Source organism: Janthinobacterium kochi, assembly GCF_051380715.1.
Classification (GTDB): Bacteria; Pseudomonadota; Gammaproteobacteria; order Burkholderiales; family Burkholderiaceae_D; genus Janthinobacterium.
The window spans coordinates 500,508-515,694 of sequence record NZ_JBNYXO010000002.1 but is presented as its reverse complement, the minus strand read 5'-3'; the positions used below and the strand labels follow the sequence as shown (position 1 = coordinate 515,694).

Here is a 15,187-nt window from a genome sequence, read left to right as displayed (position 1 = left end):
CCCAGTGGGGCGAATGACGATTCCGAAGGAACTGACCCCAGATTTGCGCTGCGGGCCAATAACTAAAATAGCGAGACACGCCATGACCTACCAAAACATCCTCTTCACCATCGAGCAGGGCATCGCCACCCTGACCCTGAACCGTCCCGACAAGCTCAATAGTTTTACGCAAGCCATGCACGAGGAAGTGCGTGACGCCATCGCCAAAGTCAACGCCGACAGCGCCGTGCGCGTGTTCGTGCTGACGGGCGCGGGGCGCGGCTTTTGCGCGGGCCAGGATTTGTCCGACCGCGCCGTCGAACCAGGCTCGCAGGGCGTGGACCTGGGCGAGTCGGTGGAAAAGAACTATGCGCCGCTGGTGCTGGCCTTGAAAGCCTTGCCGATGCCCGTGATTTGCGCCGTCAATGGCGTGGCCGCCGGCGCGGGCGCCAATCTGGCGCTGGCCTGCGACATCGTCATCGCCGGCAAGTCGGCCAGTTTCGTCGAAGTGTTCTGCAAGCTGGGCCTGATTCCGGACACGGGCGGCACCTTCTTCCTGCCACGTCTGATCGGTTCCGCGCGCGCCATGGGCCTGGCCATGCTCGGTGAAAAGCTGACGGCCGAAAAAGCCGAAGACTGGGGCCTGATCTGGAAATGCGTGGAGGATGTCCAACTGGCGGAAGAAACGCGCAAGCTGGCCGTGCATTTTGCCAGCGCGCCGACCAAGGGCCTGGCGTACACCAAGCAGGCGCTGGCCGCCAGCGGTGCGAATACCCTGCCGCAGCAGCTGGCGCTGGAAGCGCGCATGATGAGCGAACTCGGTCACAGCGACGATTACCGCGAAGGCGTGGCCGCCTTCATGGAAAAGCGCGCACCGCAATTCAAGGGACACTGATATGACCGCATTGGCAAACAACAGTATCGTCGCCGTCATCGGCAGCGGCGCCATGGGCGCCGGCATCGCACAGGTGGCCGCGGCTGCAGGCTACACAGTCAAACTGTACGACACGCGCGCGGAAGCCGTGAGCAAGGCGCTGGCCGACATCGGCAAGATGTATGCGAAGCTGGCTGAAAAGGGCCGCATGACGGCGGAAGAAGCGGCGGCCGCCACGGCGCGCCTGCAGGCGGCCGGCAGCCTGGCCGACGTGAGCGACTGCGCCCTGGTGGTGGAAGCCATCGTGGAAAACCTCGACGTCAAGCGCGGCCTGTTCGCCGAGCTGGAAGCCGTGGTCAGCGACGACTGCATCCTGGCGACGAATACGTCGTCGATTTCCGTGACGGCGATTGCCGCCAAGTTGCGCCGCCCGGAACGCCTGGTCGGCATGCACTTCTTTAATCCTGTGCCCTTGATGGCGCTGGTCGAAGTGATCAGTGGCCTGGCCACCAGCGAGCAAGTGGCCGCCACCGTCTACGACACGTCGATCGCCTGGGGCAAGAACCCCGTGCATGCGAAATCGACGCCCGGCTTCATCGTCAACCGTGTCGCGCGTCCGTTTTACGCGGAAGGCTGGCGCCTGTTGAATGAACAGGCGGGCGATGCCGCCACCATCGATGCGGTGCTGCGCGAAGCGGGCGGTTTCCGCATGGGCCCATTTGAGCTGATGGACCTGATCGGCCACGACGTCAATTTCTCCGTCACGCAATCCGTGTTCGGCGCCTATTTCAACGACCCGCGTTTCACGCCGTCCGTGCTGCAACAGGAAATGGTCAACGCCGGTTTCCTCGGCCGCAAATCGGGCCGTGGCTTTTACCTGTACGGCGAAGGTGCGCCAGCCCCCGTGGCGCAGGCGGAAAGCGCGCAAGCGACCCCGGAATTCGTCGCCCTGTCGGCTGCCATCGGCAGCGATGGCCGTGGCCACAGCGGCGTCATTCGCAGCCTGGTACAGCGCCTGGAGCAGGTGGGCATCACGGTCAGCCGCCGCGTGACGCAGGAAGGCCAGGAGATGGACGAAGCGCCCGCCTTGCATTGCCATGGCGCCGCGATTTATCTCACGGACGGACGCAGCGCCACCCAGCGCGCGCACGATAACCAGCATCCGGATACGGTGCTGTTCGACCTGGCGCTCGATTACGCCGCTGCCAAGCGCATTGCCGTGGCGCGCGCCGACCAGTGCAGCGATGCCGCCTATGCCGCCGTCGTGGGCCTGTTCCAGGCAGCCGGCTTTACCGTCACGCGCCTGGACGACGTGCCTGGACTGGCCGTTATGCGCACGGTCGCCATGCTGGCCAACGAGGCGGCCGACGCCGTCAACCAGGCCGTGTGCACGGTGGCCGCCGTCGATATCGCCATGCAGAAGGGCGTCAACTATCCACGCGGACCGCTGGCCTGGGCCGATGCGGTGGGCGTCGCGCACATCGTGACCGTGCTGCAGCACCTGGCGCAAGGCTATGGCGAAGACCGCTACCGTGTCTCGCCGCTGCTGCGCCGCAAACTTGCCACTGGAGCGACGTTTCATGCCGAATGAAGATCACAACATGACGGCACAAGCATTGGCCGAAGCGGCCGCCGCTTCCATGCTGTCGCGCGATAACGCCACCGCTGCCATGGGCATCGCCCTGGCCGAGGTGGGACCTGGCCATGCGCGCATGACGATGACGGTGCGCCCAGACATGCTCAACGGCCACCAAACCTGCCACGGCGGCTTTATCTTTGCCCTGGCCGACAGCGCCTTCGCGTTTGCCTGCAACAGCTACAACATGAATACCGTGGGCGCCGGCTGCACCATTGATTACCTGGCGCCGGGACGCGAAGGCGACGTGCTCACGGCATACGCCGTCGAACAGGCGCTGGCCGGCAAGAGCGGCGTCTACGATGTCAAGGTCAGCAACCAGGATGGCCGCGCCATCGCGCTCTTTCGCGGCAAGTCGATCCGCGTGGCGGGTGAAGTCATTAGTGGTTGAGGTTGCAAGTGAGGTTACAAGAGCAGCTTCGAACTGCCGCAGCTGATTTGAAAAGTTAAAGAACCAATTAGGAGACAAAGATGGTCCAACGTACGCCTTCCCCAAATGACCTTGAGCCGATCGAGCGCGCCAGCAAGGATGAACTGCAGGCGCTGCAGCTCGAACGCATGAAATGGACGCTCAAGCACGCGTATGACAACGTGCCCCATTACCGCGCCGCTTTTGACGAAGCGGGCGTGCATCCGGACGATCTGAAGTCACTGTCCGATCTGTCGAAATTCCCGTTCACGGACAAGAAGGTCTTGCGCGAAAATTACCCGTTTGGCCTGTTTGCCGTGCCGCGCGAGCAAGTGGTGCGCATCCACGCGTCGAGCGGTACCACGGGCAAGGCAACGGTAGTTGGCTACACGCAGAACGACATCGATACCTGGGCCAATGTGGTGGCGCGCTCGATCCGCGCCGGCGGTGGCCGCGCAGGCGACATGGTGCATATCTCCTACGGCTACGGCCTGTTCACGGGCGGCCTGGGCGCGCACTATGGCGCCGAGCGTTTGGGCTGCACGGTCATCCCGATGTCCGGCGGGCAGACGGAAAAGCAGGTGCAACTGATCCAGGATTTCAAGCCGACTATCATCATGGTCACCCCGTCCTATATGCTCAACATCATCGAGGAATTCACGCGCCAGGGCCTGGACCCGGCCGAATCGTCGCTGAAGGTGGGCATTTTCGGCGCCGAGCCGTGGACGGACGCCATGCGTTCGGAAATCGAAGCGCGCGCCGGCATCGACGCCGTCGATATCTACGGCCTGTCTGAAGTGATGGGCCCTGGCGTGGCGTCCGAATGCATCGAAAGCAAGGATGGTCCCGTCATATGGGAAGACCATTTTTATCCAGAAATCATCGATCCGGAAACGGGCGAAGTGCTGCCGGACGGAGAGGAGGGCGAGCTGGTCTTCACCTCGCTGTCGAAGGAAGCGCTGCCCGTCATCCGCTACCGCACGCGCGACCTGACCCGCTTGCTGCCACCGACGTCGCGCTCGATGCGCCGCATCGGCAAGATCACGGGTCGTTCGGACGACATGCTGATTATCCGCGGCGTGAACGTCTTCCCCACCCAGATCGAAGAGCTGATTTTGAAGATGCCGAAGCTGGCGCCGCAATACCAGCTGGTGGTCACGCGCGACGGCCACCTCGACAAGCTCGAAGTGATCGCCGAGTTGCGTATCGATCTCACTGCCACCATTTCGGCCAGTGAGACCGATGGCCTGGCGCGCGAGCTGGAACACCGCATCAAGACGCATGTGGGCGTGAGCACGCGCGTGCGCCTGGTGGCCGCCGCCGGCATCGAACGCACCTTGACGGGCAAGGCCCGCCGCGTGGTCGACCAGCGCCCGAAGATTTTCTCCTGATAGCCCGAACAAGGAACCAAACATGAACGACGCTTTTATCTGTGACGCCGTACGCACCCCGTTTGGCCGCTACGGCGGTTCCCTCGCCAGCGTGCGCGCGGACGATCTGGGCGCGCTGCCGATTGCCGCGCTGATCGCCCGCAACCCGTCCGTCGACTGGTCCGCCATTGACGACGTGTTCTACGGCTGCGCCAACCAGGCGGGTGAAGACAACCGCAACGTGGGCCGCATGGCCGCGCTGCTGGCTGGCTTGCCTGCCGCCGTACCGGCCAATACCATCAACCGCCTGTGCGGCTCCAGCCTGGATGCCGTCGGCATGGCTGCCCGCTCCATCAAGGCGGGCGAAGCGGAGCTGATCATCGCCGGTGGCGTGGAAAGCATGACGCGCGCGCCTTTCGTGATGGGCAAGGCTGACAGCGCGTTCTCGCGCGCGGCGAAAATCGAAGATACGACCCTGGGCTGGCGCTTCGTCAACGGCAAGATGAAAACGCTGTACGGCATCGACACCATGCCGGAAACGGCGGAAAACGTGGCCGTGGAATTTGGCATCAGCCGCGCCGACCAGGATGCGTTGGCACTGCGCAGCCAGCAGCGCTGGGCGGCCGCTAACGCGGCTGGCGTCTTTGATCGTGAAATCGTGCCCGTCGCCGTGCCGCAGAAAAAAGGCGAGCCGAAGATGGTGACGATGGACGAACATCCACGTCCCGATACCTCGATCGAGATGCTGGCGAAACTCAAGGGCGTCGTGAAAGTGGACGGCAGCGTCACTGCCGGCAATGCCTCGGGCTTGAACGACGGCGCCTGCGCCATCCTGCTGGCGTCCGCCGCCGCCGTGGATAAATACAAATTGACGCCGCGCGCCAAAGTGCTGGGCATGGCCACGGCCGGTCTGGCGCCGCGCATCATGGGTTTTGGCCCGTCGCCCGCCTCGCGCAAGGTGCTGGCCCAGACCGGATTGAGCATCGAGCAGATGGATGTGATCGAACTCAATGAAGCGTTTGCCGCGCAGGCGCTGGCCGTCACGCGCGACCTGGGCCTGGCTGACGACGCGGCCCACGTGAACCCGAATGGCGGCGCGATTGCCATCGGCCATCCGCTGGGTGCATCCGGTGCGCGCCTGGTGATGGCTGCCCTGAACCAGCTGGAACGCACGGGCGGGCGTTACGCGCTGTGCACCATGTGCATCGGCGTGGGACAGGGTATTGCTGTAGTAATTGAACGCGTATAAACGAGTAAAAACAAAGTAAAAACAAAAAGGCGCAGGCTTGTAAAAAAGCGCCAACCATACATTGACCGTAGTGCCAACCTGGTGGAGACCACAATGATTGCCAATATCTTCAAGAAAACCCTGATCGCCGGCGTGCTGGCCATGTCCGCTGCAGGCGCATATGCGGCCGACAACATCAAGATCGGATCCGTGCTGTCCGTCACGGGCCCTGCCGCCTTTTTGGGCGATCCGGAGCTGAAAACCCTGCAGCTGTACATTGAGAAAATCAATGCAGCCGGCGGCGTGCTGGGGCGCAAGCTGGAACTGGTGCACTACGATGACGGCAGCGATGCGGCCAAGGCCAACGGCTTTACCAAGCGCCTGATCGAGTCGGACAAGGTCGACGTGCTGATCGGCGGCACCACCACCGGCGCCACGATGGCGATGGCGCCGCTGGTGGAGCGCGCCAGCATGCCGTTCATCTCGCTGGCAGGCGCCGTTGTCATCATCGATCCTGTCAAGAAGTGGGTCTTCAAGACGCCGCATACGGACCGCATGGCGGCCGAGAAGGTGTTCGAGGACATGAAGAAGCGCGGCATCAGCAAGGTGGGCCTGCTGTCGGAAACGAGCGGCTTTGGCGCTTCTGGTCGCAAGGAATCGCAGATCGTCGCCTCGAAATACGGTATCACGCTGGTGGCCGATGAAACTTACGGCCCGAAAGACACGGACATCACGGCGCAGCTCACGCGCATCAAGAATACGGCAGGCGTGCAAGCCGTCTTCGTCTTTGGACTGGGCCAGGGCCCTGCCGTGGTGACCAAGAACTACGGCCAACTGGGCATGTCCGCGCTGCCACTGTACCAGTCGCATGGCGTGGCTTCGGACGAGTATCTGAAGCTGTCGGGCAAGGCCGCCGAAGGCGTGCGCCTGCCGACGCCAGCGCTGCTGATCGGCGCCATGCTGCCCGACAGCGACGCGCAGAAGGCCATCGTGGTCGGCTACGACAAGACGTATAAAGAGCGCTACAAGATCGATCCATCTACCTTTGGCGGTTATGCGCTTGATGCCCTGAACCTGTCGGTCGACGCCATCAAGCGTGCCGGCGGCACGGACCGCGAAAAAGTGCGCGCGGCACTGGAACAGACCAAGGGTTTTGTCGGCACCACCGGTGTCTTCAACATGTCGGCCAAGGACCATATGGGCCTGAACCTGTCGGCTTTCCGCATGGTGGAAGTGAAGAACGGCGAATGGCAATTGTCGAAGTGATGTTCGAAATAATGTAAGCCAGAAGTACCTGCGCGGGCTGCCTTCGAAGGCGGTCCGCGTGTAGCCGAACATAATGGAGACACCATGGAAGTCGCTCAATTTCTACAATTTCTGTATTCCGGGATGACGGTCGGTTCCGCCTACGCGCTGGCGGCACTGGGCTTTACCATCATCTACAACACCAGCGGCGTGATCAACTTCGCCCAGGGCGAATTCATCATGCTGGGCGGGATGCTGGCAGCCGTGATGTCGGCCGCCGGCGTGCCGTTGCCGCTGGCCATCATTCTGGCCGTCATCGCCACGGGCCTGGTTGGCCTGTTGATGGAAAAAACCGTGATCGAACCGGCGCAAAATGCGCAGGTCATTACCCTGTTGATCATCACCATCGGCGCCTCGCTGGTGCTGCGTGGCCTGGTACAAATCTGGCTGGGCAAGGATACGCATACACTGCCGGCGTTTTCCGGCGACGCGCCGATCGAATTTTTGGGCGCCAGCCTGCTGCCGCAAAGCCTGTGGGTGCTGGGCGTGACGGTCGTCATCGTGCTGGTGCTGGGTTGGTTCTTCGGCCGCACCCTGATGGGCAAGGCCATGCTGGCCACCTCGCACAACAAGCTGGCCGCGCAACTGGTGGGCATCAACACGCGCAAGGTGCTGCTGTTTTCATTCGGCCTGTCGGCCCTGCTGGGCGCGGCGGGCGGCATCCTCGTCGCTCCGATCACGTATACCTCGTATGACGCGGGCATCATGCTGGGCCTGAAAGGCTTTGTCGCCGCCGTATTGGGTGGCTTGGGCGGCGGCGCGGGCGCGATTGCCGGTGGCTTGATCCTCGGCATTGCCGAAGCCATGACGGCCGGCTACATCTCGTCGGCCTACAAGGACGCCGTGCCGTTCGTGCTGATTCTATTGATCCTGTTCTTCCTGCCGCAAGGCTTGTTTGGCGCTAAAAATTCGGAGCGTGTATGAAGACGCGGTTATCAACATTATTTTCCCGCTCACGCCACGGTGGCTTGCTGGTGCTGGCCCTGGTGCTGGCCATCCTGCCGCTGTTCCTCACCAATGCGTTTTACTATGATGTGGCGATCCGCATTGCGCTGAACGCCATCGTCGTCATCGGCTTGAACCTTTTGATGGGCTACACGGGTCAGATCAGTCTGGGCCACGCGGGTTTCTATGGCCTGGGCGCGTATGCATCGGCCGTGCTGACCACGCACTACAACTGGCCGCCGCTCGCTGCCCTGGCGGCGGGCGCCGTCGCCACGGGTTTGCTGGCACTGCTGCTGGCCCGACCCGTATTGAAGCTCAAGGGCCATACCCTGGCCATGGCCACGCTGGGCCTGGGCATCATCATTTCCATCGTCATCAACAACGAGACGCAATGGACGGGCGGCCCGGATGGCATCGGCGTGTCCACCTTCAGTGTCGCGGGCCTGGAAATCACCGGTGAAAAATCGTGGTACCTGGTGTGCGCCGTGCTGCTGTTGCTGGTGACGTGGCTGGCCCTGAACCTGATCGATTCGCCTGTCGGCCGCGCGCTGCAGGCGATCCATGGCTCGGAAGTGGCGGCCCGCGTGGTCGGCGTCGATACGACCCGCTTCAAGGTGCGCGTGTTCGTGCTGTCGGCCGTCATTGCCAGTATCGCGGGCAGCATCAGCGCCCACTACATCGGTTTCATCACCCCGAACCTGGCTGGCTTCTTCCACTCGATCGAACTGGTGACGATGGTGGTGGTGGGCGGCATGGCATCGATCTTCGGTTCGATCATCGGCGCAGCCCTGCTGACGATCCTGCCGCAGTTGCTGTCCAGTTTTGAAGGCTGGGAAACGGTGGTCTTCGGCGTGATCCTGATGGCCACCATGATCTTCATGCCCAAGGGTCTCGTACCGAGCCTGGCCAGCCGTTCGCGCAAGCGGGCAGGTGTGCCGCAGGCACCCAAAGCCCCCGAAGGTGCGGCAAAACCACCGGCACAGGAGGTGTGAGATGCTGACGATTAATAATCTGAGCAAGAGCTTTGGCGGTGTGCACGCGGTGCAGGATGTGAGCTTCACCGTCAAGGAAGGCAATATCCATTCCGTGATCGGGCCGAATGGCGCCGGCAAGACGACCCTGTTCAACCTGATCACGGGCGTGTACACGCCGAGCAAGGGTGAGATTTTGCTCAATGGCGAGAACGTGGCCGCCATGTCGCCCGATGCGCTGGCGCGGCGCGGCATGAGCCGCACCTTCCAGAATCTGCAGGTGTGCATGAACATGACGGCCATAGCCAATGTGATGGTGGGCGCGCATTTGCGCCTGAACCAGAACCTGTTCGCCTCCATGCTGCGTTTGCCTTCGGTGCGCCGCGCCGATGCCGCTTGCCGCGACGAGGCGGCCAGCCTGATGGAATTTGTCGGCGTGGGCCGGCATATCGATGACGAGGCGGGACAGATGTCGTATGGGGCGTTAAAACGCCTGGAAATCGCCCGCGCGCTGGCGGCCAAGCCGAAGGTGCTGCTGCTCGATGAACCGGCGGCAGGCTTGAACCACACGGAAACGGGCGAGATCGAAACCTTGATCCGCAAGGTGGCGCAATCGGGCGTGACGGTGGTGCTGGTCGAGCATGACATGAAGCTGGTGATGAATCTGTCGGACCATATCCTGGTGCTCGACTATGGCAAGAAGCTGGCCGAAGGGACCGCCGCCGAAGTGCGTGCCAATCCCGACGTGGTGGCGGCATACTTGGGAGTGGCTGCATGATGTACGAAAAAAATCAGGAAAAACCTCAAACTCCGCTGGTGCTCGATATCAAAGGGCTGACCAGCCATTACGGCCGCATCCAGGCCCTGCACGGCATCGACCTGCAGGTACGCCAGGGCCAGCTGGTGGCGCTGGTGGGCGCCAACGGCGCCGGCAAGACCACTCTGTTGCGGGCGATTTCCGGCGTGCAGCCGATCAGCGCCGGCAGCATCGCTTTCGCCGGCCAGGACGTCAGCCGCATGAGTGCCGACAAGCGCGTGCGCGCTGGTATCTGCCAGGTGCCGGAAGGGCGCCAAGTGTTCGGCCCCATGACGGTGGAAGACAATCTGCGCCTGGGCGCTTTTACGCGCCCCGCGCAGGACGTGGCCGGTGACATGGAGCGCATGTACGGCCTGTTCCCGATCTTGAAGGAAAAGCGCTTGCTGCTGGCCGGGACTTTATCGGGCGGACAGCAGCAGATGCTGGCCATGGCGCGCGCGCTGATGGGCCGTCCGCAACTGCTGCTGCTCGATGAACCCAGCATGGGCCTGGCGCCACTCTTGATCGCGGAAATCTTCCGCATCGTAGCCGAACTGCGCGACCAGGGCATCACGATTTTCCTCGTCGAGCAGAACGCGCACGCCGCCCTGTCGATCGCTGACGTGGGCTATGTGATCGAGACGGGCGCCATTACGCTGTCCGGCCCCGGTCCCGAATTGCTGCATAACGAGCAAGTACAAAGTGCGTACTTGGGTATGTGAAGACGTAGGTCGGATTAGCGGGGGCGCCGAGCCGCTTGCGCGTAATCCGACATCAGCCGCTACGGCTGGCAATAATGTTTTGGAGAGCACCATGGTCAAAGTCTACGAAATCAACGGAATCACCCCCGTCGTCCACCCCAGCGCCTATGTGCATCCGAGCGCGGTGCTGATCGGCGACGTGATCGTCGGCCCGCGCTGCTACATCGGTCCGCTGGCCTCGATCCGCGGCGACTTCGGCCGATTGATCCTGGAAGAGGGGGCGAACCTGCAGGACACCTGCGTCATGCACGGTTTTCCTGGCTGCGACACGGTGGTCGAAATCGACGGCCATATCGGCCATGGCGCCGTGCTGCACGGCTGCCGCATCGGCCGCAATGCGCTGGTCGGCATGAACGCCGTGGTGATGGATAACGCCATCATCGGAGAGGAATCCATTGTCGCGGCCATGAGTTTCGTCAAGGCGGGCATGATCGTCGCGCCGCGCAGCATGGTGGTGGGCACGCCCGCCAAGGTGATACGGTCGCTCACCGACGATGAAATCAAATGGAAAAGCTCGGGCACCAGCCAGTACCACGAACTGGCCGTGCGCTCGATGCAGACGATGCGCGAAGTGGAGGCCCTGACGGAAGTCGAGGCCGGCCGCCAGCGCCTCAATTTTGAATCCGCCTTGCCGCTGCACTTGCACAAGAACGCTGCAGCGCAATAACCTTTAACCCTTTAAATGCTGGGGTCAGACCTTTCAGGATCGGAATAGATGCCATTGGCATCCATTTCCCCGACGGGTCTGACCCCTAACGGAGAAACCACATGGCTCAAATATCCACGCTGCAAAGCCTGATCGCTGGCCGCTGGCTGGGCGAAAGCGCCGCCGTGCCCCTGCATAGCGCCTTGAACAACCGCGTGATTTATCACACGCATGCGGAGAAGATCGACTTCGACGAAGCCGTCACGTATGCCCGCAAGACGGGCGTGCCGGGCCTGATGGCACTCGATTTCCAGCAGCGCGCCGCACGCTTGAAGGCGTTGGCCTTGTACCTGGTCGAGCGCAAGGAAGAGCTGTATGCGATCTCGCACCTGTCGGGCGCCACGCGCGCCGATAGCTGGGTCGATATCGAAGGCGGCACGGGCACCCTGTTTGCCTACGCCAGCATGGGCAGCAACGAGCTGCCGTCGTCGAACGTGCTGCACGAAGGCCCGGCCATCGCGCTGGGTAAAAAAGGCGGCTTCGCCGGCACGCACATCCTGGTGCCGCGCGGCGGCCTGGCCGTGCACATCAACGCCTTCAATTTCCCCATCTGGGGCTTGCTGGAAAAATTCGCGCCAAGCTTCCTGGCGGCCATGCCCTGCATCGCCAAGCCGGCCACGGCGACGAGCTATCTGACGCAGGCCGTCGTGCGCATGATGCATGAATCGGGCTTGCTGCCGGCCGGCAGTTTGCAACTGGTGATCGGTTCCACGGGCGACTTGCTGGACCGTTTGAATGGCCAGGATTTCGTCACGTTTACAGGGTCGGCCGCCACGGCCGCCAAGTTGCGCACCAATCCGAACCTGATCGCCCAGTCAGTGCCTTTCAACGGCGAAGCCGATTCGCTCAACTGCGCCATCCTGGCGCCGGACGTCACGCCCGACGATGTGGAATTCGACCTGTTCGTCAAGGAAGTGGTGCGCGAAATGACGGGCAAGTCGGGCCAGAAGTGCACGGCGATTCGCCGCATTATCGTGCCCGAGCACCTGATGGACGCCGTCGGCACGCGCCTGCGCGAGCGCCTGGCCAAGGTGGTGGTGGGCGATCCGTCCATCGAAGGCGTGCGCATGGGCGCGCTGGCATCGAAGGAACAGCAAAGCGATGTGGCGGAGCGGGTGGCCACGCTGTCGCAGGGTAACGAGGTGGTATTTGGCGCAGCCGACGGTTTCAGTCCCCTGGGCGATGGGGCACAGGATGGCAGCTTCTTCTCGCCGACCTTGCTGCTGTGCCGCGACGCCTTCGGCAACGACGCCGTGCATGACGTGGAAGCGTTCGGCCCCGTCAGCACCATGATGGGCTACCACGATATCGATGAAGCGCTGGCGCTGGCCGCGCGCGGCAAGGGCAGCCTGGTGAGTACCCTGGTGACGCGCGATCCGAAGATCGCCGCGCGCGTGGTGCCGCAAGTGGCGGCCACGCATGGCCGCGTGCATGTGCTCGAGCGCGTGGCCTCCGTCGATTCGACGGGCCATGGCTCACCGCTGCCGCAACTGAAGCACGGCGGCCCTGGCCGCGCGGGCGGTGGCGAAGAGCTGGGCGGCGTGCGCGCCGTGCGCCATTACCTGCAACGGGCGGCTGTGCAAGGCTCGCCGACCATGCTGGCGGCGATCACCGGTGAATACGTGCGTGGCGCGGACGTCAACGAAAGCCCGATCCATCCGTTCCGCAAGCACTTCGAGGACTTGAAGACGGGCGACTCGCTGCTCACGCACCGCCGCACTGTCAGCGAAGCGGATATCGTCGCCTTTGGCGGCATCTCGGGCGACTTCTTCTACATGCACTTCGACGAAATCGCGGCGAAAGAGTCGCAGTTCGGCAAGCGCATCGCCCACGGCTACTTCGTGCTGTCGGCCGCCGCTGGCCTGTTCGTCTCGCCTGGCGTCGGTCCCGTGCTGGCCAACTATGGCCTCGACAACCTGCGTTTCGTCGCCCCCGTCGCCATCGGCGACACCATCCGCGCGCGCCTGACCTGCAAGCGCAAGGTCGACCGTAACCGCAAGGACGTCTTTGGCGTGGGCCAGGGCGTGGTGGCGTGGGACGTGCAGGTGACCAACCAGAACGAGGAGCTGGTAGCCAGCTACGACATTCTGACCCTGGTGTCGAAGCGCGAATAAGCGTTTCCGCAGTACGGCATTGAACGGCGCCATCCGCGATCTTTGTGCGGGTGGCGTTTTTTTATCCGAGTTCTTTTCGTCTTGAATTATGCATAAGTGTATGAAAAGTATACCGAAAGTGTGGTTTTTCCCGTCTGCTCATTAGATAAAATCCTCTAGAAATCATGTTTTTTCCATGAAAAATGGCAAAATCGTTAATTGCCTTAGGAAAACTTTTCAAAGCAGACTTTTTCTCTGTAGCATGGTTCCACTCACTGGTCACGCCGTCATTCACGCCAGGCAAGGCGACGGCGGCGCAAAAAAGGACCCGGCCTGTTATGGCCGGTGAACCTCCGATCTAGAGCCCAACTCCACGATTAACGTTCACCGCTACGGGTATTTAATTACTATGAATAAACACGTCCTGATTTTCCTGCTGGCCATGCCCCTGGCCATCAGCCATGCCTACGCCGACGATGTCGCCAGTGGCCCGACCGTCAAGATCAGCGGTTTCGGCACGGCCGCGCTGACTGTGGCCGATACCGACAAGGCGCAGTTCGCGCGTCCGAACCAGGCCGCCGGCGCCGCTCGGACAGCCCGTACGGGCGTCGATTCGAACCTAGGATTGCAGGCCAATGTCACCGTTAATCCCTGGTTGTCGGCCACCGTGCAAGGCCTGGCGCGCAAGGATGGCGAAGATGATTTCGGCGCCGAGCTGGCATGGGCCTTCGCCAAGGCGAAGGTGTCGGACAGCTTCAGCGTGCGCGTTGGCCGCATGGGCCTGCCCGTCTTCATGATTTCCGATTACCGTAACGTGGGCTATGCCAACACCATGCTGCGCCCACCGGGCGAAATGTATTCGCAGGTACCGCTGAACAGCATCGATGGCATCGATGGCACTTACCAGTTCAGCGTGGGCGACACCAGCATCACCACGCAGCTGGCGCTGGGCCGCACCAAGGCCACCCTGGCAACGGGACCCGATTCGACCGTGCATGTGGAAGGCAAGTCCATCGTTGCGCTGAACATGGTGGCCGAACATGGTCCCCTGACCCTGCGTTTCGGCCGTGCCGAAACCAAGCTGAGCATCGACGATTCCGCCAGTCAGAATGCGCTGATCGGGGCATTGCGCGCGGCCGGCACAGGCTACAAGATCGCCCAGCTGGGCGCCCTGGCCGACGCGCTGGTGGTGAAGGACAAGAAGGCGTCCTTCACGTCTGTGGGCCTGGGCCTGGACTGGAACAATGTCCTGGTGCAATCCGAGTATGCCAAGCGCAAGACGGACAGCTATATCAGCGACAGCACCTCGTGGTACGTGATGGGCGGCTACCGTATCGGCGCCTTTTTGCCGTACTACAGCCATGCCAGCCTGAAGGCCGATGATCGCGTGAATAACACCGTGCCGGCTGCATGCCCGCCAGGTTATCCAGCCGCCTGCACGCCGACCTTGCGCGCGCTGTCGGCCGGCGTCAATACCATGGCCAACACGCGCAACCAGCTGGAGCAATCGACGGACAGCATCGGCGTGCGCTGGGACTTCCACCGTTCGGCCGCCTTGAAGGTGCAGATCGACCGCATCAAGCCTAAGAATGGCCAGGGTCTGTTCGTGCAAGCCCAGCCAGGTTTCAGCGGGCCCGTCACGGTGGTGGCTGCCGCCATCGATTTCGTTTTCTAAGGAGCGCCGCATGAAACCATTTATTTTGCAGATGGCTGCCTTGCTGGCCTTGTCGATGAGCGTTCCCGCCATGGCCGAAGTGGTCGTGGTGGTCAATCCCAAAAGCGCCGCTGGCGCGATGACGAATGAACAGGTAGCGCAGTTCTTCCTCGGTAAATCGACGGCCATGACGCCGATCGACCAGCCGGAAAGCGCCCCCGTGCGCGCCGAGTTCTACAAGAAGGTGACGGACAAGGAACCGTCGCAGGCGAAGGCCCTGTGGTCCAAGCTGGTTTTCACGGGCAAGGCGACCTTGCCGAAAGAGGTGGCCAATAGCGCCGACGTGAAAAAGGCCGTGGCCGCCGATCCGAAAGCCATCGGCTATATCGAAAAGAGTGCCGTCGACGCCAGCGTCAAAGTGGTGCTGACGGCGCCATAAAGCCGGTTCGGGCCGCGCGCC

14 protein-coding genes are annotated in these 15,187 nt (G+C 62.5%); all 14 read left to right on the top strand.

Translation table 11 applies throughout. The annotated features are described in order from the left end of the window. Positions 1-82: 82 nt before the first annotated feature. On the top strand, positions 83-874 hold the full coding sequence (gene paaG, locus ACQ4WL_RS06645) for a 2-(1,2-epoxy-1,2-dihydrophenyl)acetyl-CoA isomerase PaaG (protein WP_436508864.1): 792 nt from the start codon (positions 83-85) through the stop codon (positions 872-874). A 1-nt stretch (position 875) separates the two neighbouring features. Next, entirely contained in the window at positions 876-2,444 is a 1,569-nt protein-coding gene (paaH, locus tag ACQ4WL_RS06640; protein WP_436508863.1) for a 3-hydroxyacyl-CoA dehydrogenase PaaH, read from the top strand. Further along, positions 2,434-2,880 carry a hydroxyphenylacetyl-CoA thioesterase PaaI gene (paaI, locus tag ACQ4WL_RS06635; RefSeq protein ID WP_436508862.1) on the top strand — a complete coding sequence of 149 codons (447 nt, stop codon included), beginning with the start codon at positions 2,434-2,436 and terminating at the stop codon, positions 2,878-2,880. Before paaH ends, paaI begins: the two co-directional genes overlap by 11 nt. 80 nt (positions 2,881-2,960) lie before the next feature. Beyond that, positions 2,961-4,289: a phenylacetate--CoA ligase PaaK gene (gene paaK, locus ACQ4WL_RS06630; protein WP_436508860.1), complete on the top strand. Its 1,329-nt coding sequence runs from the start codon at positions 2,961-2,963 to the stop codon at positions 4,287-4,289. Between the two features lie 22 nt (positions 4,290-4,311). Further along, positions 4,312-5,517, top strand: a complete 1,206-nt coding sequence (gene pcaF, locus ACQ4WL_RS06625) for a 3-oxoadipyl-CoA thiolase (protein ID WP_436508859.1) — start codon at positions 4,312-4,314, stop codon at positions 5,515-5,517. A gap of 93 nt (positions 5,518-5,610) precedes the next feature. Continuing rightward, the gene (locus ACQ4WL_RS06620; protein WP_436508858.1) at positions 5,611-6,762 is read left to right on the top strand and encodes an ABC transporter substrate-binding protein; all 1,152 of its coding nucleotides are present in this window, start codon (positions 5,611-5,613) and stop codon (positions 6,760-6,762) included. Positions 6,763-6,846: 84 nt separating this feature from the next. After that, positions 6,847-7,725, top strand: coding sequence for a branched-chain amino acid ABC transporter permease (locus tag ACQ4WL_RS06615; protein WP_010401459.1), 879 nt, complete (start codon positions 6,847-6,849; stop codon positions 7,723-7,725). Next, entirely contained in the window at positions 7,722-8,738 is a 1,017-nt protein-coding gene (locus ACQ4WL_RS06610) for a branched-chain amino acid ABC transporter permease (RefSeq protein WP_436508857.1), read from the top strand. Before ACQ4WL_RS06615 ends, ACQ4WL_RS06610 begins: the two co-directional genes overlap by 4 nt. A 1-nt stretch (position 8,739) precedes the next feature. Beyond that, on the top strand, positions 8,740-9,495 hold the full coding sequence (locus ACQ4WL_RS06605) for an ABC transporter ATP-binding protein (protein WP_436508856.1): 756 nt from the start codon (positions 8,740-8,742) through the stop codon (positions 9,493-9,495). Beyond that, positions 9,492-10,235 (top strand): ABC transporter ATP-binding protein, encoded by a 744-nt coding sequence (locus ACQ4WL_RS06600; protein WP_436508855.1) that lies wholly within the window; start codon positions 9,492-9,494, stop codon positions 10,233-10,235. The genes ACQ4WL_RS06605 and ACQ4WL_RS06600 overlap by 4 nt, the downstream gene beginning before the upstream one ends. 91 nt (positions 10,236-10,326) lie before the next feature. Beyond that, complete coding sequence (gene paaY / locus ACQ4WL_RS06595; protein WP_436508854.1) at positions 10,327-10,941, top strand: phenylacetic acid degradation protein PaaY; 615 nt, start codon at positions 10,327-10,329, stop codon at positions 10,939-10,941. 101 nt (positions 10,942-11,042) lie between these two features. Continuing rightward, entirely contained in the window at positions 11,043-13,094 is a 2,052-nt protein-coding gene (gene paaZ, locus ACQ4WL_RS06590; protein WP_436508853.1) for a phenylacetic acid degradation bifunctional protein PaaZ, read from the top strand. Between the two features lie 388 nt (positions 13,095-13,482). Next, entirely contained in the window at positions 13,483-14,748 is a 1,266-nt protein-coding gene (locus tag ACQ4WL_RS06585; protein ID WP_436508852.1) for a hypothetical protein, read from the top strand. A gap of 10 nt (positions 14,749-14,758) precedes the next feature. Beyond that, positions 14,759-15,166: a type 2 periplasmic-binding domain-containing protein gene (locus ACQ4WL_RS06580; RefSeq protein WP_436508851.1), complete on the top strand. Its 408-nt coding sequence runs from the start codon at positions 14,759-14,761 to the stop codon at positions 15,164-15,166. Positions 15,167-15,187 lie beyond the last annotated feature (21 nt).

Coding starts and splice junctions, on each gene's coding strand:
- paaG (WP_436508864.1), top strand. CDS start 83: ATGACCTACCAAAACATCCTCTTCACCATCGAGCAGGGCATCGCCACC.
- paaH (WP_436508863.1), top strand. CDS start 876: ATGACCGCATTGGCAAACAACAGTATCGTCGCCGTCATCGGCAGCGGC.
- paaI (WP_436508862.1), top strand. CDS start 2,434: ATGCCGAATGAAGATCACAACATGACGGCACAAGCATTGGCCGAAGCG.
- paaK (WP_436508860.1), top strand. CDS start 2,961: ATGGTCCAACGTACGCCTTCCCCAAATGACCTTGAGCCGATCGAGCGC.
- pcaF (WP_436508859.1), top strand. CDS start 4,312: ATGAACGACGCTTTTATCTGTGACGCCGTACGCACCCCGTTTGGCCGC.
- ACQ4WL_RS06620 (WP_436508858.1), top strand. CDS start 5,611: ATGATTGCCAATATCTTCAAGAAAACCCTGATCGCCGGCGTGCTGGCC.
- ACQ4WL_RS06615 (WP_010401459.1), top strand. CDS start 6,847: ATGGAAGTCGCTCAATTTCTACAATTTCTGTATTCCGGGATGACGGTC.
- ACQ4WL_RS06610 (WP_436508857.1), top strand. CDS start 7,722: ATGAAGACGCGGTTATCAACATTATTTTCCCGCTCACGCCACGGTGGC.
- ACQ4WL_RS06605 (WP_436508856.1), top strand. CDS start 8,740: ATGCTGACGATTAATAATCTGAGCAAGAGCTTTGGCGGTGTGCACGCG.
- ACQ4WL_RS06600 (WP_436508855.1), top strand. CDS start 9,492: ATGATGTACGAAAAAAATCAGGAAAAACCTCAAACTCCGCTGGTGCTC.
- paaY (WP_436508854.1), top strand. CDS start 10,327: ATGGTCAAAGTCTACGAAATCAACGGAATCACCCCCGTCGTCCACCCC.
- paaZ (WP_436508853.1), top strand. CDS start 11,043: ATGGCTCAAATATCCACGCTGCAAAGCCTGATCGCTGGCCGCTGGCTG.
- ACQ4WL_RS06585 (WP_436508852.1), top strand. CDS start 13,483: ATGAATAAACACGTCCTGATTTTCCTGCTGGCCATGCCCCTGGCCATC.
- ACQ4WL_RS06580 (WP_436508851.1), top strand. CDS start 14,759: ATGAAACCATTTATTTTGCAGATGGCTGCCTTGCTGGCCTTGTCGATG.